The sequence below is a fragment of the Nonomuraea sp. NPDC004354 genome, assembly GCF_053602555.1.
The window spans coordinates 245,415-262,803 of record NZ_JBSGDV010000005.1; the positions used below are offsets into that span (position 1 = coordinate 245,415).

The following is a 17,389-nucleotide window of genomic DNA, read 5'->3' on the forward strand; positions in this document are numbered from 1 at the left end:
AGTCGCGGTTCATGAGAGTCATCGTGGTCGGCGCGACGGGCAACGTCGGCACCAGCGTCCTGCAGGCACTCGAGGCCGAACCCCTCGTCACCTCCATCGTCGGCGTCGCGCGCCGCCGCCCCCGCTGGAGCCCGGGGCCCAAGACCTTCTGGCGTGCCGCCGACGTGGCCGAGGAGGACCTGACCGCGGTGTTCGAGGGCGCGGACGCGGTCGTGCACCTGGCGTGGCTGTTCCAGCCGACCCGTGACCCGCTCACCACCTGGCGGGCCAACGTCCTGGGCAGCATGTCGGTCTTCCGCTCCGTCGCCCAGGCCAGGGTGCCCACCCTGGTCCACGCCTCCTCCGTCGGCGCCTACTCGCCCGGCCCCAAGGAGGACGCCGTGGACGAGTCGTGGCCCACCCACGGCTGGCCCCGCGCCGCCTACGGCAGGGAGAAGGCCTACGTCGAGCGCGTCCTCGACGTGTTCGAGCGCGACCACCCGGACATCAGGGTCGTCAGGATGCGTCCGGCGTTCATCTTCAAGAAGGAGGCGGCCAGCGAGCAGCGGCGGCTGTTCGGCGGGCCGTTCGTGCCCGGCCGGATGATGCGCCGCGCGCCTCTCATCCCCGACATCCCGGGCCTGCGGGTGCAGGCGCTGCACGCGGCCGACGCCGCCCAGGCCTACCGGCTGGCCATCGTCTCCGACGTCTCCGGGGCGTTCAACCTCGCCGCCGAACCCGTCCTCGGCCCTCCCGAGCTGGCCGGGCTGTTCGGTGCCCGCCTGGTGCCGATGTCGCCGTGGCTGGCCAGGACCGCGGTGGCGGCCGGCTGGCACGCCCGTCTCATCCCCGCCAGCCCCGGCCTGCTGGAGATGGCGCTCAACCTGCCCATCATGGACACCACCCGGGCGCGCACCGAGCTGGGCTGGCAGCCGGCGTACGGCGCCACGCAGGCGATGCGCGAGATGCTCGACGGCCTGGCGGAGGGCGAGGGCATGGACACCCCGCCCCTGGCGCCCGGCCACCTGCGCACGGAGTTCACGACCGGGGTCGGCGCCAGGCCGTGACCCCCGAGTAGACCCCCAGGAGACCCTCAAGAGATCCCCAGGAGATCCCCGAAGCCCGTGGGCCCCGCAGCCATGGCCGGGGTCTCACGGCGCCGGCGGCGTCTCCTGTTCCTGCGCCCGGCGGTTCCGGTGGCGCAGGGACGCGGCCAGCACCGAGCCGAACACGACATGACCGAGCGCCATCACCAGCTGCCGGCCGGGCTGGTCGCGATGGGCGGGCGGCAGCCGGGTCAGCGACGGCACCCAGCCCTCGTAGCTGGCCAGCCAGATCGCCAGCCCGTAGGCCACGCCGACCGGCAGCGGCGCCCCCCTGCCACGGGTCACGAGCGCCAGCAGCGCGCCCGCGCCGGCGCCGAAGGCGTAGTGGGCCAGCACCGCCATCGGCTTCTCGCCCGGCTTGGGCCGGTGCGGATGGCCGGGCAGCAGCGCGCGAGTGATGTGCTTGGGCGGGTGCTCGCGCATCAGCCCCACCTTGTCGCCGGCGAGCATGACCGCGCTCATCGCCGTCGTGGCGGTCGTCCCGGCGAACGCACCTCTGACCAGTTGGCTCATCATGGAGTGCCGCCTGCCCTGGCCGGCTCAGCGGAAACGGGGGAGCGTCCTGCCGTACAGCCAGCCGGAGAACACCGGCTCGAGCGAGCGGGAGGTGTGGCGCTGCGCGTGGGCCACGAACGCCTCGGTCGTGACGGTGCCGTGACGGTGCTCGGAGGTCCACGCGCGCACCATCCCGAAGAACGCCGGATCGCCCATCTCCTCGCGCAGCCGGTGCACCGTGAGCGCCCCCCGCTTGTAGACGCGGTCGTCGAACAGGTGGCGCGGGCCTGGGTCGGCGAGCGTGAAGTCCTGCGGCATGACGGCCAGGTGCTGGTGCCAGCGCCTGGCGTGCGCGGAGGCGGGCTCGCCGCCCGAAGCCTCCGACCACAGCCACTCGGCGTAGGCGGCGAAGCCCTCGTGCAGCCAGATGTCGCTCCAGCTCCCGATCGTCAGGCTGTTGCCGAACCACTGGTGAGCCAGCTCGTGCGCCACCAGCCGCTCGAAGCCGCGCCTGCCGTCGACATGGTTACGGCCGAAGATCGACATGCCCTGCGCCTCGATCGGGATCTCCAGGTCGTCGTCGGCGACGACCGCGGTGTAGCCGTCGAACGGGTAGGGGCCGAACCTGTCGCTGAACAGTGCCAGCATCTCGCCCTGACGGCCGAAGTCGTTCCTGGCGCGGGCGGTGAGCCTGGCGGGGCAGGCCAGCCCGTCACCGAGCTGGTAGCGGCCGATCTGCACGCTGGCCAGATACGTGGCCATCGGGTCGGTGCGGGAGAAGACCCAGGTCGTGTCGCCGCCCGAGCGCCGCTTGAGCACCAGCGCGCCGTTGGTCAGCACCTGGTACGGCGAGGCCGTCGTCACCGTCATGGTGTAGGTGGCCTTGTCGCCGGGCCTGTCGTTGCACGGGAACCACGACGGCGCGCCGATCGGCTGGCTGGCCACCAGCGCGCCGTCGGTCAGCTCCTCCCAGCCCACGCCGCCGAACGGGCTGGAGACCGGCCGTGGCTTGCCCGCGTAGGAGACCTCGACGCCGAACGCCGTCCCGCCCTGGCGTACCCGGCCGAGCGGCACTCTCAGCTTGCCCGCCCGGTGGGCGTGGCGGACGCGGACGCCGTCGACCTTGACCGCGTTCACCGTGAACGGGCCCAGATCGAGCGCCAGTTCGGTGACCGGCTCCGCGGCCTCGACCGACAGCGTGGCCAGGCCGGCCAGCCAGTTCGTCGAGACGCGGTAGCGCAGGTCGAGGTCGTAGTGCGTGACGCCGAAGCGCGGATCGCCGTGCCCGGGGAAGTAGGGGGTCACCGCCATGGCGAGATGGGGTTGCCGAACCAGCGCGTCCCCTCGGGCACGTTCTCTCCCCGCATCACCAGTGAGGCGGGGCCGACCGTGGCGTGCGCGCCGATCGTGGCGGCGGGCAGCACGACCCCGTGAGGGCCGAGTGTAGCGCCCGCGCCCAGCTCGACGGTGTCGATGCTCATGACGCGATCGTGGAACAGGTGCGTCTGCAGCACGCAGCCGCGGTTGACGCACGCGCCGTCGCCGAGGCTCACCAGGTCGGCTTCGGGCAGCCAGTAGGTGTGGCAGGAGACGCCGCGGCCGATGCGCGCCCCGAGCGAGCGCAACCACACGTTCAACGGCGCGGTGCCCAGCCACGGGTCGGCGAACCACGGCGCGGCCAGCACCTCGACGAAGTTGTCCGCCAGCTCGTTGCGCCACACGAACGAGCTCCACAGCGGCCGGTCGCCGGCGGTGATCCGGCCCAGCAGCGCCCACTTGGCCAGGCTCGCCACCGAGGCGGCCACGACGCCCGCCACCAGGAGCACCACGCCGCTCAGCAGGGCCGCGGCGGCCATGCCGTACCGCGAGGCGATCCACAGCAGGGCGCCCGCGCTCAGCGCGGCCAGCGCGGTCGTGCAGGTGGCGGGCAGCAGGCGGCACAGCTCGACCAGCGCGCGGGCGGCCTTGAGCCGCGCGGGCGGGTCGTAGGTGCGGCTGCGGTCGCCCTCCTGGCTGGTACGGCGCAGCTTCACCGGCGGCATGCCCAGGTAGGACGAGCCCGACTTGGCCTTCTTCGGCGTCGCCGACAGCACGCCGACCAGGCCGTCCTTGGGCACCTTGCGGCCCGCCGCGGTCATGCCGGAGTTGCCGAGGAAGGCGCGCTTGCCGATGCGGGCCTCGGCGATGCGCATCCACCCGCCGTCCAGCTCGTAGGGGGCGACCATGGTGTCGTCGGCCAGGAACGCACCGTCGCCGACCGAGGTCATGGACGGCAGCGCGAGCACCGTGGACAGCTCGGCGTCGCGGCCCACCCTCATGCCGAGGGCGCGCAGCCATCCCGGGGTCAGGATGCTGGCATACAGCGGGAACAGCCACACCCTGGCGGCGGCCATCAGCCTGCCGGTCGCCCACGCCTGCCAGGCGGGACGGCTGTGCACGGGGTACCGGCCCGGGTGCAGGCAGATCGCCAGCAGCCGCACACCCACCAGCGTCACCAGCGCGTAAGCCGCCATCCCCGCGACCGTCGCCACGGGTAGCGCCCACATCGTGCCGGCGGCCGTCAGCACCGCCAGCCCGGCGCCGACCCCGAGTGCGGGCAGCAGGCTCAGCGCCACGGCCGTCAGCGCGTACACGCCCACCCAGAATCGCGACCTGGGCGGCCGCTCCTCGACTTTGCGGGCCTTGCCCTGCCTGGTGGCGGGCACGCCCGCCCACCGCGTGCCTGCGGGGACCGCGCCCCTGACGGCCGAGCCGGGCGCGACCTGCGCGTGCTTGCCGATCTTGGTGCCTGGCAGCAGCGTCGAGCGGGAGCCCACCGACGCGCCGGCGCCGATCCTGATCTCGCCCACGCGCACCTGGTCGCCGTCGTACCACACCCCGCTCAGGTCGACCTCGGGCTCGACGGAGGCGCCCCTGCCGATCCTGAGCATGCCGGTGACCGGCGGCGCCGAGTGCAGGTCGGCGTCCGCGCCGACCTGCGCGCCCAGCAGCCTGGCGTACCACGACATCAGCGGCGCGCTGCCCAGGTCGGGCAGCCCCAGCCTGGCCGCGAACTGCTCGGCGAACCACAACCTGACGTGGACGGCCCCGCCACGCGGATAGCGCCCCGGCGTGAGGCCGCGCAGCACCAGCCGGGCGACGGCCGCCGACAGCACGAGCCGGCCCGGCGGCGACAGGAGCACCAGCGCGCCCGCCGCGACCCACCACCACGACAGCACCGGCGTCCACAGCAGGTTGGCCAGCGCCGCCACCACGACCAGGAAGCGCAAGCCCGTCACGGTCATCAGTGGCACCATGAGCGCCGCCTGCGCCAGCGAGGCGCGCACCGGCATCGGTGCGATCTCGCGCGCCGGGCCCTGGGCCTCCTGCGGCTCCTCGTCGCCCAGCAACGCCACGAGCGCGCCGAACGTCGAGTGCTCGTAGAGGTCGGCGACGGTCACCGCGGGATGGCGGACGCGCAGCGCCGACACCAGCCGGGCCGCGGCCAGGCTGCCGCCGCCCTCGGTGAAGAAGTCGCTCTCGGGACCCTCGGGCGCCACGCCCAGCACGGCCGCCCACTGCTCGGCCGCCCAGCCGCGCTGCGCCTGCTGCCGGGGCAGCGGCCACGGCAGCGCGTCACGGTCGATCTTGCCGGAGGTCCGGGTCGGCAGGTCGTCGACGATCGCCAGCCTGGGTACGAGCGCTGCGGGCAGCCGGTCTTGCAGCAGGTCCCTGGCCTCGGCCGGGTCGAAGCCGTCCGCCACGACGAGGTAGCCGACCAGGAGCTGGCCGCGCACGGCCGCGGCCGCGCCCGCCACGCCCGGCAACGCCTGAAGGGCCGCGTCCACCTCGCCGAGTTCGATGCGCCGCCCGCCCAGCTTGACCTGCTCGTCGGCGCGACCGGCGAAGACCAGCCCCTCGGGTTCGGCACGCACGAGGTCGCCGCTGCGGTAGGCGCGCTCCCAGCCCAGGCTGGGCAGCGGCGCGTACTTCTCGGCGTCCTTGACGGGGTCCAGGTAGCGGGCCAGGCCGACCCCGCCGATGATCAGTTCGCCGATGCCGCCCATCGGGACGGGCTCGCCCCGCTCGTCGACGACCGCCAGGTCCCAGCCGTCCAGCGGCAGCCCGATCCTGACCGGGCCCTCGCCGGTCATCAGCGCGGCGCTCGCCACGACCGTGGCCTCGGTGGGGCCGTAGGTGTTCCAGACCTGCCTGCCCGGCACGGCCAGCCGTGCCGCCAGTTCGGGAGGGCAGGCCTCGCCGCCGAAGATGAGCAGGCGGACCTCGTCGAGCGTCTCGGCCGGCCACAGGGCCGCCAGCGTCGGCACCGTCGAGACGACGGTGATGCCGTGGGCGACCAGCCACGGGCCGAGGTCCATGCCGGTGCGCACCAGCGATCTCGGGGCGGCGACCAGGCACGCGCCGTGCCGCCAGGCCAGCCACATCTCCTCGCAGGAGGCGTCGAAGGCCACCGACAGACCGGCCAGCACGCGGTCGCCCGGGCCGAGCGGGCGGTCGGCGAGGAACAGGCCGGCTTCGGCGTCGACGAAGGCGGCGGCGTTGCGATGGGTGACCGCCACACCCTTGGGTTTGCCTGTCGAGCCCGAGGTGAAGATGATCCACGCGTCGTCGTCGATCGTCGGCCTGCCGCCCCGCGCTCCTGAGGCGGGCTCGCCGAACACGGTGATCTTGTCGGTGACGACCGCGCGCACGTCCGCCTCGGAGAAGACCAGCTCGGCCCGCTCGTCGGGATCGTCGGCGTCCACCGGCACGTAGGCCGCGCCCGCGGTCAGGACGGCCAGGATCGTGACGTAGAGGTCGATCGTGCCCGACGGCACCCGCACGCCCACCCTGTCGCCGCGCCGTACCCCCGCCTCGGCCAGCTCGCCGGCCAGCCGCGCCACGCGCGCGCCGAGCTCGCGGTAGGTCACCGAGACCTCCCCGTCGTCGAGCGCGGGCGCGTCGGGGTGGGCCGCCGTCGTGGTGTCGAGGATGTCGAGCAGGGTGCGCGGCGGCGGCGCCGAGCGGCCCGCGGCGTAGACGGCGCGGGTGGCGAGCTCCTGCTGGGCGACCACGGACAGTAACAAGGCGCAACTCCTGAGATCGACGGCAACAGGACGCAACGTGGCATTGTGCTGCGCTATTCCCTGGTCCATGAGGCTTCTCCCGACACTGTCTCGTGATATGAGACATATGTTCTCGGAATATGGGAATACCGATAGTGTGCGACACCATGAACGCCGTCTACACCCACGGTCACCATGAGTCGGTGCTGCGCTCCCACCGCTGGCGCACCGCAGAGAACTCGGCCGCCTACCTGCTGCCGCATCTGAAGCCGCACATGAAGGTCCTCGACGTCGGCGCCGGGCCCGGCACCATCAGCGCGGACCTGGCCGCCCTGGTTGGCCACCTGACCGTCTCGGAGGTCTCCACCGAGGCGCTGGAGCTGGCCAGGGCGGAGGTGACGGCGCGCGGCCTGACCAACGTCGACTTCGCCGTCGCCGACGTGCACGCGCTCGACCATCCCGACGACACCTTCTGCGTCGTCCACGCCCACCAGGTGCTGCAGCATGTCGGCGACCCGGTCCAGGCCCTGCGCGAGATGCGGCGCGTCACCAAGCCGGGTGGATACGTCGCGGTCCGCGACAGCGACTACGCCGCCTTCGCCTGGTATCCGAGACTGCCGGAGCTGGATTCCTGGATGGAGCTCTACCAGCGGGTCGCCAGGGCCAACGGCGGCGAACCCGACGCCGGGCGGCGGCTGCTGTCGTGGGCCCGCGCGGCCGGTTTCACCGACATCACCGCCACCTCCTCCACCTGGTGCTTCTCCACCGAGGAGGACCGGCGCTGGTGGGGCGGGATGTGGGCGGAGCGAATCCTGCGCTCCGACATGGCGCGCCAGGCGCTGGCGTCGGGCGCGGCCACCGAGGCCGACCTGCGGCGGATCTCGGACGGCTGGCGCGCATGGGCGGACTCGGCCGACGGCTGGATCTCGATCCTGCACGGCGAGCTCGTCTGCCGTGCGTGAACGGCGTTAGACGCCCAGCGTGCGGGCCCTTTCCCAGGCCGGGTCGCGATGCAGCACCACCTCGGTGCCGTCGACGAGCTCGTCGGGGGCCGACACCATCACGATCTCGCCCGCGGCCTCCAGCTCCAGGAGCAGGTCGCGCACCCGCGGACCCACGGGCAGGCGTCCGGCGGGCAGGTCGAGCATCGCCCTGACGGTGTCGGCGACCTGCGACAGGTGGAAGGGGCCGCGCGCCTGCCGTACGAGGTCGCGGACGACGGGCAGCGTGATGAGCTGCTCGGCCTCGAGATGGGCCAGCTGCCAGATCAGCTGCTCGCGGCGGCGCCCGGTCCCCGCGCACGCCCGGCACGCGCGGGTCACGCCGGGCACGATCTCCTCCTGCGCCGAGCCCAGGCAGGCGGTGCACATGTCATCGTTCGTCATCGCCCACACTGTACTAAACCACATTAAACCTATTGGGTTTGCGGGTTATTAGGTGCGGTGGGAGACTGATGGTCATGAGCCCGATCGAGGCCCCTGTGCAGGCCGCCGTCGCGGCCGCGCAGTGGATCCGCGCGTGCGCCGTCGACGACGCCCGGGGCCGCCACTGGCACGCAGGCGAACGCGCCGCGCTTCCGCACCGGCCCGCCTCGCTCTACTCGGGCGCGGCCGGCATCGTGCTGTTCTTCCTCGAGCTGGCCGCCGCCACCGGCGACGACTCCTACCTGGAGGACGCCGCCGAGGGCGCCCGCTACCTGGCCGCCGTCTGGCCCGAGCAGCGCGACCCCACCTTCCACGACGGCCTGGCCGGCGTGGTGTTCGCGCTGGCCGAGGCGGGCTGGGCCATCGACGACGCCTTCACCGTCGCCGCCGCGCGCGCCGCCGACCGGCTGGCCGCCGCCGGCCCCGCCTGGACGGGCGATCCGTGCCAGCGCGGCGACGGCGGCATCATCCTCACCCTGCTGCACGCCTCCGCCCTGCTCGGCGAGCCCGCCTACGAGCGCGTCGCCGTCGAGGCGGGCCTGCGCGTCGCCGACCTGCCCGTGCCGGGCCACCGCTTCGGCGCCGAGCCGCCCGCCGACCTGCCCGTCGACGCCGTCACCCCCGGCTTCCTGTCCGGTACGGCCGGCACCGCCTTCCTCCTGGCCCGCCTCCACGCGGTGACCGGCGACCGGCGCTTCCACGACGCGGCCGCCAGAGGCGCCGGCTTCGTCAAGGCGATCAGCGAGGTCAACGGCTCGTGCGCGCTGGTGCCCCACCACCTCCCGCAGGGCCGCCACCTGCACTACCTCGGCTTCTGCTCCGGCTCGGCGGGCGTGGCCAGGATGTTCCACGAACTGGGCGACGACGACTGGGTGGAGCGCCTGGCTCACGGCATCCTCTCCAGCGGCGTGCCGTACCGGCGCACTCCTGGGTTCTGGGAGGTCATGTGCCAGTGCTGCGGCGCGGCCGGGCTGCTGGAACTGTTCGTCGGGCTGTGGGCGGCCACCGGCGAGCAGGCGTACCGGGCCTTCGCCCTGACCCTGGGCGAGCACCTGGTCGGCGCGGCGCGCGAAGGCCGGTGGTGGCAGGCCTACCGCAGGCTGCGGCCCGCCGAGATCACCGCCGACACCGGCTACATGGTGGGCGCGGCCGGCATCGGCGCGGCGCTGCTGCACCTGGACGCGGCCGAGCGCGGCGACAGCCGCAGGCTCATCCTGCTGCCGGACAACCCCTTCCCGCTGACGGTGTGGTCGGGGCTGTCCTGACGTGGGCGGTCAGCAGAACCGCGAGGCGGTCCTGGCCTGCCGCCCGTCGCCTCCCGCGCCGAGCAGGGAGCGGGTCAGCGCCTGCTCGTCGCCCGACATCGCCGCGAAGGCGGCGTCGAAGTGCGTGTCGGTCAGCGCGTGCTCGCCCGACCTGATCGCCAGCAGGATCACCCGGCGCAGCAACTCCTTGACGAAGGCCGCCGTCACGCCCTCGGTCGCCGCGACCACATTGGCGACGTCCGCCTCGACCGGCCGGTTCCTGGCGTACAGGCGGATCAGCCGCTCCCTGTCGGCCCCGGACGGCGGTGGCACCTCCACCGCCAGATCCACCCGGCCGGGCCGCTGCACCAGCGCCTTCTCCAGCGTCTCGACCCTGTTGGTGGTCAGCACGAACGACACGTCGGCGTCGCCGGTGATGCCGTCCATCGCATCCAGCAGCGAGAACAGCAGCGGCGAGGTCTCGAAGTGGCTGCGGTCCTCGGCGATCAGGTCGACGTCCTCGATCACCACGATGGACGGCTGCAGCTTGCGGGCCAGCGCGACGGCGTAATCGAGGTGGCGCATCCCGGGGCCCGACATCAGGATCGCGGTGTGCTCGCGCAGCCTGCCCACCAGGTAGCGCACGGTGTGGGTCTTGCCGGTGCCGGGCGGGCCGTACAGGAGCAGGCCCCTGCGCAGGTGCTGCCCGGCCTCGATCAGCTGCTCCTTCACCGCCGCGATGCCGACGACGTGGTCCTCGACCGCGGCGAGGCGCCCCTCCGGCAGCACCACCTCCTCGGCCGCCAGCTCCGGCCTGGGCAGGAAGGTGAGCAGCTCGTTCTCCTTGTGCTCGCTGAAGCCGAAGCTCATCACCTGGCCCCTGAACGGGTCGTGCCGGCGCTTGAGCCGTTCGATCTCGTCGCGCGTGGCCGAGGCGGCGGTCCTGGAGGAGGACAGGACGGTCAGCATCGAGTGCCCCTGGTAGTCGTCGACGCTGGTGACCACCAGCACCACGGGCGTGCCGTCCGGCGCCCGGCTGGCCACCATGCCGAGCTGGACCACCTCCATGCTCTCGGCGGGCCCGACCGGGGCGCTGCCGTAGTCGGGCCTGCCGAGCAGGCGGCTGCCGTCGCGCAGGGCGTAGAGCAGCATGTTGATGACGCTCTCCCAACGGCGTTCGCCGCCCATCACGCCGAACCACTCGGCACCGGGGGAACGGGCGGCCAGATAGCGGTCCGTGCCGGCCTGCAGCCCGGCGTGCTCCCACAGGCGGTACTTCGCCTCCACCACGACCGCCTCCGACAGCGAGCAGCCCAGATGCCCGGTCACCCTGGCGACCAGCGGGGAGGCGGCGTTGTCCTCGACGATCCTGGTGGACACGGCGTCGTAGACCTTGGCGAGGCTCACGGCGAGCGCCTGGGCGGCGCGGTGATCGAGATCAGTCACCCGCACACTGTCGCAGGCTCCCGCCGGCATGGCATGAGTAGCCCGTACTCACCCGATCACATCGGCGCCCGCGTGAACCAGATGCGCGATGTGGTCATCAAACCGGGAAAAGGACTCATGACGACGGAGGATCACCATGACGCACACGGTTGCCACGAGGCTGGGCCGCTCGCTGCTGGTCGCCGCGCTCGCCGGCGGGGTGCTGCTGGCGGCGGCGCCTGCCGCCACCGCCGAGCCGGCCCTGCGCGCGGGGGAGAAGCTGGGCCCGTCCGGCTTCGGCGGCGTCCGGCTGGGGATGAGCGCCAAGGAGGCCAGGGCCACGGGGGCGATCGTGCCCAAGACGCGGGGTGGCAGCTGCTCGGGCTGGGACCTGAAGGCGCACCCGTCCGGCCAGGACCGGGTCGGGCTCTACATCTCCAAGAAGCTGGGCGTGGCCGTGATCTTCGCGCCCGAAGGGGTCACGACGCCCCAGGGCATCGGCCTCGGCTCGACCGGCAAGCAGCTGAAGGCGGCCTACCCCAAGCTGAAGCGGGCCGCCAGCGGCTTCCCCGTCGTCAAGGTCCCCGGCAACCCGAAGGCCTCCTACTACTTCCTGCTGTCCGACGACAAGATCTACGAGATGGGCCTGGTGCTCACCGACCAGGACTGCGTCAACTAGGGACCGGCCAGGAGCGTCAGGCTCGCGGCGACAGACCGGCGAGCCGCGCCCGCACCACCAGGTCGTGCAGGGCCTCGCCCGCCGTGGCCGCCTCGGGCAGGCGCGAGGCCTCGCGTTCACGCTCCAGGCGCGCCGTCATCCGCGCCACGTCGTCGGCGGCCGACGCCAGCGCCGGCGCGGGCCCGTGCTCGGCCTCCCGCTTGGCCGCCACCAGCTCGGGCAGGTAGGCGGGGCCGTACTCCAGCAGCCTGGTCAGGTCCGTCTCCAGCGTTCCGGTCCGCATCAGGTGGATGCCGGTGGCCAGGACCCTGAAGGTGTACAGCAGCGGCTTGAGCTCGCCGGTCCTGCCGAACAGCCGCCACTGGGTGCGCGCGAACCCCAGGTAGTGGTGGGCGTGGTTGCGGGTCACGCACGCCGGGGCGAGCGCGACCAACTCCTCGTGCACCGGCGAGGAGAGCACCACCAGCGGGGACAGCAGCTGCTCCAGCACGTACCCGTTGCGCCGCAGCAGCAGCCCGCAGAACTTCACCAGGTCGTGCGTGACCAGGTCGACCTCGACCCCCGAACGGGTCCACGACCTGTCGATGGTCTCCCGGCCGACCCGCAGCCCGACGACCTGCTCGACCGGCAGCACGTGCACGCCGCGCAGGTCGACGTCGGAGTCGGCCGAGGGGAACCCGTACAGGTGGGCGCCGCTGACCGTCGCGAACGCCAGCGGGTACGGCTGCTCGCCGGCCACCTCGGCCAGCCAGGAAGGAAGCATCACAGGCCGGCCCTCCGCACCTCGACCAGGAACTCCTCGACCGTCGCGCGGTCGGCCGCGGCGGGCAGCACGCTGTGCGGCGCCGCCCGCTCGAAGGCGGACATCAGCGCGGCGCGCCACTCCGACAGCTCCTCCCACGACATCCGGCCGTCGCGCACGTCGAGCAGCCGCCGGCGGTGGGCGCTCATGTCGACCAGCGGCGAGCCGTGCTCGACCAGGTGGATGCCGCTCAACAGCAGCCTGATCATGTGCATGGCCTGCTTCCACCTGGGGGCGGCCGGGTCGAGCCGGCGGAACTGCGCGTCGGCGTACCGCGCGAACGTGGCGTGGGCCCGGCGCGACAGGAACGCCCCGCGCAGGTCCAGCAGCCGCCGGCCCATCGGGGTGACCACCTCGGCCAGCGGCGACCACAGCGTCTCCAGCACCGTGGGGTTGGCCTCCAGCGCCAGCCCGCAGAACCGCTCCACCTCCCACGAGAACTGCTCGGCCAGCGGCCCGTCACGGTGGGTGGGCGGCTTGTCCAGCCGCCAGAACGCCTCGGTGGGCGCCACGAAAACGCCCCTTCTGTCGGTGTCGGAGGCCGTGGTGTGGAGCCCGTAGGCCCGCGACCCGACGATCACCGACAGGATCAGGTCGTCCCCGCCCAGCTCCCCCGGCCCGCGGCCCGCAGCGGTGTCGTCGTCCAAGGGGCACCTCCTCGCCGGGCACGGAAAATCTTGATCGTGCACCCTATCGCCCGGTCTCGGCTGGTGTCGCCCGGGATACGGCCCCGTCCCGCCGACAGGCCCCGGAGGGTTGCGCCTGCCCGCCCCGCCCTGATCTGATCGATGGGTGAGCGAGCTCGACTGGGGCGCCGCCGCCCGCGCGATCACCTGGGACGTCGAACCGCGCACCGTCTTCGCCGACGGGCGCTGGTTCCCCGACGGGCGGCTCAACACCTGCTTCAACGCCCTCGACCGGCACGTGGCCGCCGGCCGGGGCGAGCAGGCCGCGCTCATCTACGACAGTCCCGTCACCGGGGTCAAACGCACCTACACCTACGCCGGGTTGCGCGACGAGGTGGCCAAGGCCGCGGGCATGCTGCGCGAGCTGGGGGTGGGCAAGGGTGACACGGTCGTCGTCTACATGCCGATGGTGCCGGAGGCGGCCGTCGCGATGCTGGCCTGCGCCAGGCTCGGCGCCGTCCACTCGGTGGTGTTCGGCGGGTTCGCCGCGGCCGAGCTGGCCGTCCGCATCGACCACGCCAGGCCCAAGGTCGTGCTCAGCGCCTCGTGCGGGATCGAGGTCAGCAGGGTCGTGCCGTACGCGCCGCTGCTGGAGGCGGCGCTGGAGCAGGCCGCCCACCGGCCCGACGCCGTCGTCGTCCTGCAGCGGCCCGAGCATCCCGCCGAGCTGGGCCGAGGCTGGCACGACTGGGCCGGTTTCGACAGCGAGCCTGCCGGTTGCGTGAGCGTCGCGGCGACCGACCCGCTCTACGTCCTCTACACCTCCGGCACCACCGGCGCGCCCAAGGGGGTGCTGCGCGACAACGGCGGCCACGCCGTCGCGCTGCACTGGAGCATGTCCCACATCTACGGGGCGGCCCCCGGCGAGGTCTTCTGGGCCGCCTCCGACGTCGGCTGGGTGGTCGGCCACTCCTACATCGTCTACGGGCCGCTGCTGGCCGGATGCACCAGCGTGCTGTACGAGGGCAAGCCGGTCGGCACCCCCGACCCGGGGGCGTTCTGGCGCGTGGTCGCCGAGCACGACGTGCGCACGCTGTTCACCGCGCCCACCGCGATCCGCGCCATCAAGAAGGAGGACCCGGAAGGGGCCTACCTGCGCAAGCACAACCTGCGCCATCTGTTCCTCGCCGGCGAGCGGCTGGACCCCGACACCTACCACTGGGCCACCGGCCTGCTGGATGTACCGGTGATCGATCACTGGTGGCAGACCGAGACCGGCTGGCCGGTGGCCGCCAACTGCGTCGGCATCGAGACCCTGCCGATCAAGCCGGGCTCGCCCACCAAGCCCGTTCCCGGCTTCGACGTGCGCATCCTCGACCCCGCCGGACGCGAGTGCCCGCCGGGCGTCGAGGGCGCCGTGGTGATCAAGCTGCCGCTGCCGCCGGGCTGCCTGCCCACCCTCTACCGCGACGACGAGCGCTTCCACGCCGCCTACCTGTCGCGCTTCCCCGGCTACTACCTGACCGGCGACGGCGGCTACATCGACGACGACGGCTACCTGTTCGTCATGGGCCGCACCGACGACGTCATCAACGTGGCCGGCCACCGGCTGTCGACGGGGGCGATGGAAGAGGTCATCTCCGCGCACCCCGACGTGGCCGAGTGCGCGGTGATCGGCGTCGCCGACGAGCTGAAGGGTCAGCTGCCGCTCGGTCTGGTGGTGCTCAAGGCGGGGGTGAACCGGCCCGAGCACGAGGTGGAGGCCGAGCTGGTCGCCCTCATCAGACAGCGGATCGGCCCGGTGGCCGCCTTCCGCAGGGCGGTGGTCGTGGCCCGGCTGCCCAAGACGCGGTCGGGCAAGATCCTGCGCGGCACCATGCGGGCCATCGCCGCGGGCGACGACTACCCGGTGCCCTCGACGATCGAGGACCCGGTCGTGCTGGAGGAGATCGCCGGGGTGCTCGGCCGGTAAAGGCGTTGCCGTCCCGGAGCGGCGACGTCAGGATCGGGACATGTATCTGATCGCTTTCATCGGAGCGTGCGTCCTCGTGGCGATGGTGCCGGGGGTGAGCACCGCGGTCATCCTGCGCCAGACGATCAGGTCGGGCAGGGGCTCGGGGCTGGCGGCCACGCTCGGCAACGAGACGGGCATCCTGCTGTGGGCGCTGGCCGCCGCCTTCGGCCTGTCGGCGCTCGTGCTGGCCTCCGAGCTGGCCTACGACGTCATGCGCCTGGCCGGCGCGGCGGTCCTGATCTGGATGGGCGTGCATTCGCTGCGCCGCAAGCACCCGGGTGACCTTCCCGGTGACCTCGCCGGGGAGGTCACCGGGGTCAAGGCCGTCGACGGGTGGCGCAGGTCCTATCTGGCGGGGTTCGGCACGTGCCTGGCCAACCCGAAGGCGGCGGTGTTCGCGATGTCGTTCCTGCCGCAGTTCGTGCCGGAGGGGCAGGACGTGCCGCTGACGCTGGTCACGCTCGCCGTGGTGTGGGTGCTGGTCGACACCCTCTGGTACGGAGCCGTCATCTGGGCGGTGGCCAAGGCCAGGGCGGTGCTGGGGCGGCCCGCCGTACGGCGCCGCCTGGAGCAGGTCTCCGGCGTGGTACTGATCGCGCTGGGCGTGCGGCTGGTGGCCGAGGCCAGATAGCGTGGTCGGTATGACGGACGACCTGGCCACCCTGGTGCGGCAGACGGAGGACGACGATCCGCTCCTGGCGCTGCGGGCCACCGCGGCGCTGCGCCGCGAGATCGAGCGCATGGAGGCGGTCCAGGTGCGCAGGGCCCGCAACAAGGGGCTGGCCTGGTCGGTGATCGCCGAGGCGGTCGGCGTGACCAAGCAGGCCGTCCACAAGAAGCACGGCGGGCGGGGCCTGCTCGGCGGAGGGGCGTAGCCACCCGGGCTCGAATCTACTTTGTAAAGGGCCGAGGGCGGAGTGACACCGCCGACGCCGACATGAACAGGCAGCAGGCGACCGGTATCGCCAGCGCGAGCGGCAGCCCGGCCAACTCGGCGACGCCGCCGATGATCACCGGCCCGAGCATGAGGCCGGCGTAGCCGAGCGTCGCGACCTGGGCGATCGCCGCCCCGGCCCGCGCGGGGTCGTGGTTGCCGGCCGCGGAGAACACCTGCGGCACCATGGTGGCCAGACCCAGGCCGAACAGGCCGAACCCGGCGATCGCCGCGACCGGCGCGGCCACCAGCAGCGCGAGGCCGAGCCCCGACGCGGCCAGCAGGCCCGACCAGCGCACCAGCGCGACGGGGCCGCACCACAGCGCGAGCCGGTCGCCGGCGAAGCGGCCCAGCGTCATGGCGGTGGAGAAGGCCGCGAACGCGATGGCCGCGAGAGCGGTCGCCGCGCCGAGCTCCTCGTGCAGGTAGACGGCGCTCCAGTCGCCCGCCGATCCTTCGCCGAGCAGCCCGGCGAAGGCCATCGCGCCCATGAACACCACCCGGCCGTGCCACCCGAACCCCGCCCGCCCGACCCTGCGCCGGTCTTGGCGGCCGGGCGCGGACGGCAGCAGCCAGGACCTCACCAGGACCGCGAGAGCCGCCAGGGGGACGGTGACCGCGGTGAAGGTGAGGCCGGGGGACAGCCCCAGCCACGCCGACAGCGCGCCGGCCGCGGCGCCGAGCAGCCCGCCCGCGCTGTACATGCCGTGGAAGGAGGACATCAGCGGCCGGCCGTAGGCGCGCTCGACCTCGACCGCGTGGGTGTTCATGGACACGTCGAGCGAGGCGTTGAGCAGGCCCCACACGAACAGGGTGCCGACGAGGACGGCGAGGCCGGGGGCGAAGCCGGCGGGGATCATCGCCAGGGCGCAGGCCGCCCCCGCGGGGGCGACGACCCTGGCGCTGCCGAGGCGGTCGGTCAGCCGTCCCGCGAACTGCATCCCGACGACCAGGCCGACGGCGACGGCGAGCAGGGCCAGGCTGAGCTGTCCGTCACTGAGGTGCAGCGACTGCTTGACGGTCGGGATGCGGGCGGCCCACACCCCTGAGACGATGCCGAGCAGGGCGAAGGAGAAGCAGACGGCGATCCTGGCCCGGCGTGCGATCACGTTGCGAGTCTGTCAGACGAGCACCTTGGCGACGAAGTCCGCGAGCTTGCCGCGGGTGCGCTCGATCTGCTCCTCCATCGACAGCGACTCCTCCATCCTGCCGCCCGGGTCGGGGCTCTTCAGGCCGCGCACGTACAGCGAACAGGCCAGGTCGGCGCAGATGTGGACGCCGACGGAGTTGTTCTGCCGTCCCGCCTCGCCGGCCCTGCGCGCCGTCATCAGCGAGACGCCCGTGCCGGGGTGCGTCGTCAGGCACAACGAGCACATGCTGCGCTGCAGGAACCCGCGCTGCTGGGTGGGAAGCCTGAGCGCCACGCCGACGAGCCCGCCGTCGTGCTCGGCCACGATGTAGCTGCGCTCGGGCGCGCCGGGGTCGCGCCAGCCGAGGAAGTCCAGGTCCTCCCACGGCCGGTCGGTGAGATCACGTGGAACGGCCAGGCGCTTGGCCTCGCCTTTGGAACAATTGACGAACGACGCGCGAATGGCCTGTTCGGTGAGCTGTTTCAT

General features: G+C 73.1%; 16 protein-coding genes. 7 read left to right on the forward strand and 9 right to left on the reverse strand.

Translation table 11 applies throughout. The annotated features are described in order from the left end of the window. Positions 1-11: 11 nt before the first annotated feature. A complete protein-coding gene (locus ACWENQ_RS18410; protein ID WP_449922415.1) occupies positions 12-1,046 on the forward strand; it encodes an NAD-dependent epimerase/dehydratase family protein in 1,035 nt (344 codons plus the stop codon). Between the two features lie 84 nt (positions 1,047-1,130). Here ACWENQ_RS18410 and ACWENQ_RS18415 read toward each other — a convergent pair whose 3' ends face one another. Genes ACWENQ_RS18415 through ACWENQ_RS18425 form a run of 3 tightly spaced genes read right to left on the reverse strand, consistent with a single transcriptional unit; the run spans position 1,131 to position 6,646 of the window. Then, a complete protein-coding gene (locus ACWENQ_RS18415) occupies positions 1,131-1,601 on the reverse strand; it encodes a DUF6789 family protein (protein WP_449922413.1) in 471 nt (156 codons plus the stop codon). A 24-nt stretch (positions 1,602-1,625) separates the two neighbouring features. Continuing rightward, positions 1,626-2,891 (reverse strand): M1 family metallopeptidase, encoded by a 1,266-nt coding sequence (locus tag ACWENQ_RS18420; RefSeq protein ID WP_452415253.1) that lies wholly within the window; start codon positions 2,889-2,891, stop codon positions 1,626-1,628. Continuing rightward, positions 2,882-6,646 carry a Pls/PosA family non-ribosomal peptide synthetase gene (locus ACWENQ_RS18425; protein ID WP_452415255.1) on the reverse strand — a complete coding sequence of 1,255 codons (3,765 nt, stop codon included), beginning with the start codon at positions 6,644-6,646 and terminating at the stop codon, positions 2,882-2,884. Before ACWENQ_RS18425 ends, ACWENQ_RS18420 begins: the two co-directional genes overlap by 10 nt. A gap of 119 nt (positions 6,647-6,765) precedes the next feature. On the opposite strand from ACWENQ_RS18425, the gene ACWENQ_RS18430 reads away from it, so the two are divergent. Further along, positions 6,766-7,587: a class I SAM-dependent methyltransferase gene (locus ACWENQ_RS18430; RefSeq protein WP_449922407.1), complete on the forward strand. Its 822-nt coding sequence runs from the start codon at positions 6,766-6,768 to the stop codon at positions 7,585-7,587. Positions 7,588-7,593: 6 nt separating this feature from the next. Here the strand turns inward: ACWENQ_RS18430 and ACWENQ_RS18435 are convergent, their stop codons facing one another. After that, positions 7,594-8,010 (reverse strand): hypothetical protein, encoded by a 417-nt coding sequence (locus ACWENQ_RS18435; RefSeq protein ID WP_452415256.1) that lies wholly within the window; start codon positions 8,008-8,010, stop codon positions 7,594-7,596. Between the two features lie 74 nt (positions 8,011-8,084). Between ACWENQ_RS18435 and ACWENQ_RS18440 the strand changes: the two genes are divergently transcribed. Continuing rightward, complete coding sequence (locus ACWENQ_RS18440; protein WP_452415257.1) at positions 8,085-9,314, forward strand: lanthionine synthetase LanC family protein; 1,230 nt, start codon at positions 8,085-8,087, stop codon at positions 9,312-9,314. A 9-nt stretch (positions 9,315-9,323) separates the two neighbouring features. Here ACWENQ_RS18440 and ACWENQ_RS18445 read toward each other — a convergent pair whose 3' ends face one another. Further along, on the reverse strand, positions 9,324-10,739 hold the full coding sequence (locus tag ACWENQ_RS18445) for an AAA family ATPase (protein ID WP_452415258.1): 1,416 nt from the start codon (positions 10,737-10,739) through the stop codon (positions 9,324-9,326). 136 nt (positions 10,740-10,875) lie between these two features. Here ACWENQ_RS18445 and ACWENQ_RS18450 point away from each other — a divergent pair, with 136 nt between their 5' ends. Continuing rightward, a complete protein-coding gene (locus ACWENQ_RS18450; RefSeq protein WP_449922399.1) occupies positions 10,876-11,397 on the forward strand; it encodes a hypothetical protein in 522 nt (173 codons plus the stop codon). 16 nt (positions 11,398-11,413) lie between these two features. Here ACWENQ_RS18450 and ACWENQ_RS18455 read toward each other — a convergent pair whose 3' ends face one another. Both ACWENQ_RS18455 and ACWENQ_RS18460 read right to left on the reverse strand, forming a co-directional pair. Continuing rightward, positions 11,414-12,160 (reverse strand): nucleotidyltransferase domain-containing protein, encoded by a 747-nt coding sequence (locus ACWENQ_RS18455; protein WP_449922821.1) that lies wholly within the window; start codon positions 12,158-12,160, stop codon positions 11,414-11,416. Beyond that, complete coding sequence (locus tag ACWENQ_RS18460; RefSeq protein ID WP_452415259.1) at positions 12,160-12,846, reverse strand: nucleotidyltransferase domain-containing protein; 687 nt, start codon at positions 12,844-12,846, stop codon at positions 12,160-12,162. Before ACWENQ_RS18460 ends, ACWENQ_RS18455 begins: the two co-directional genes overlap by 1 nt. Before the next feature lie 145 nt (positions 12,847-12,991). On the opposite strand from ACWENQ_RS18460, the gene ACWENQ_RS18465 reads away from it, so the two are divergent. Genes ACWENQ_RS18465 through ACWENQ_RS18475 form a run of 3 tightly spaced genes read left to right on the forward strand, consistent with a single transcriptional unit; the run spans position 12,992 to position 15,714 of the window. Further along, the gene (locus ACWENQ_RS18465) at positions 12,992-14,797 is read left to right on the forward strand and encodes an AMP-binding protein (RefSeq protein WP_452415260.1); all 1,806 of its coding nucleotides are present in this window, start codon (positions 12,992-12,994) and stop codon (positions 14,795-14,797) included. Positions 14,798-14,837: 40 nt separating this feature from the next. Further along, complete coding sequence (locus ACWENQ_RS18470) at positions 14,838-15,470, forward strand: LysE family translocator (protein WP_452415261.1); 633 nt, start codon at positions 14,838-14,840, stop codon at positions 15,468-15,470. 10 nt (positions 15,471-15,480) lie between these two features. After that, the gene (locus tag ACWENQ_RS18475; RefSeq protein ID WP_354921242.1) at positions 15,481-15,714 is read left to right on the forward strand and encodes a hypothetical protein; all 234 of its coding nucleotides are present in this window, start codon (positions 15,481-15,483) and stop codon (positions 15,712-15,714) included. 16 nt (positions 15,715-15,730) lie between these two features. On the opposite strand, the gene ACWENQ_RS18480 is transcribed toward ACWENQ_RS18475, so the two are convergent. Continuing rightward, positions 15,731-16,882 (reverse strand): MFS transporter, encoded by a 1,152-nt coding sequence (locus ACWENQ_RS18480; RefSeq protein ID WP_452415263.1) that lies wholly within the window; start codon positions 16,880-16,882, stop codon positions 15,731-15,733. Positions 16,883-16,894: 12 nt separating this feature from the next. Next, on the reverse strand, positions 16,895-17,389 hold the full coding sequence (locus ACWENQ_RS18485; RefSeq protein ID WP_449922390.1) for an FBP domain-containing protein: 495 nt from the start codon (positions 17,387-17,389) through the stop codon (positions 16,895-16,897).

What these genes read in the sequence shown, in the direction of transcription:
- ACWENQ_RS18410 (WP_449922415.1), top strand. Translation starts at nt 12, where the DNA reads ATGAGAGTCATCGTGGTCGGCGCGACGGGCAACGTCGGCACCAGCGTC.
- ACWENQ_RS18415 (WP_449922413.1), bottom strand. Translation starts at nt 1,601, where the DNA reads ATGATGAGCCAACTGGTCAGAGGTGCGTTCGCCGGGACGACCGCCACG.
- ACWENQ_RS18420 (WP_452415253.1), bottom strand. Translation starts at nt 2,891, where the DNA reads ATGGCGGTGACCCCCTACTTCCCCGGGCACGGCGATCCGCGCTTCGGC.
- ACWENQ_RS18430 (WP_449922407.1), top strand. Translation starts at nt 6,766, where the DNA reads ATGGGAATACCGATAGTGTGCGACACCATGAACGCCGTCTACACCCAC.
- ACWENQ_RS18435 (WP_452415256.1), bottom strand. Translation starts at nt 8,010, where the DNA reads ATGACGAACGATGACATGTGCACCGCCTGCCTGGGCTCGGCGCAGGAG.
- ACWENQ_RS18440 (WP_452415257.1), top strand. Translation starts at nt 8,085, where the DNA reads ATGAGCCCGATCGAGGCCCCTGTGCAGGCCGCCGTCGCGGCCGCGCAG.
- ACWENQ_RS18450 (WP_449922399.1), top strand. Translation starts at nt 10,876, where the DNA reads ATGACGCACACGGTTGCCACGAGGCTGGGCCGCTCGCTGCTGGTCGCC.
- ACWENQ_RS18455 (WP_449922821.1), bottom strand. Translation starts at nt 12,160, where the DNA reads ATGCTTCCTTCCTGGCTGGCCGAGGTGGCCGGCGAGCAGCCGTACCCG.
- ACWENQ_RS18470 (WP_452415261.1), top strand. Translation starts at nt 14,838, where the DNA reads ATGTATCTGATCGCTTTCATCGGAGCGTGCGTCCTCGTGGCGATGGTG.
- ACWENQ_RS18475 (WP_354921242.1), top strand. Translation starts at nt 15,481, where the DNA reads ATGACGGACGACCTGGCCACCCTGGTGCGGCAGACGGAGGACGACGAT.
- ACWENQ_RS18485 (WP_449922390.1), bottom strand. Translation starts at nt 17,389, where the DNA reads ATGAAACAGCTCACCGAACAGGCCATTCGCGCGTCGTTCGTCAATTGT.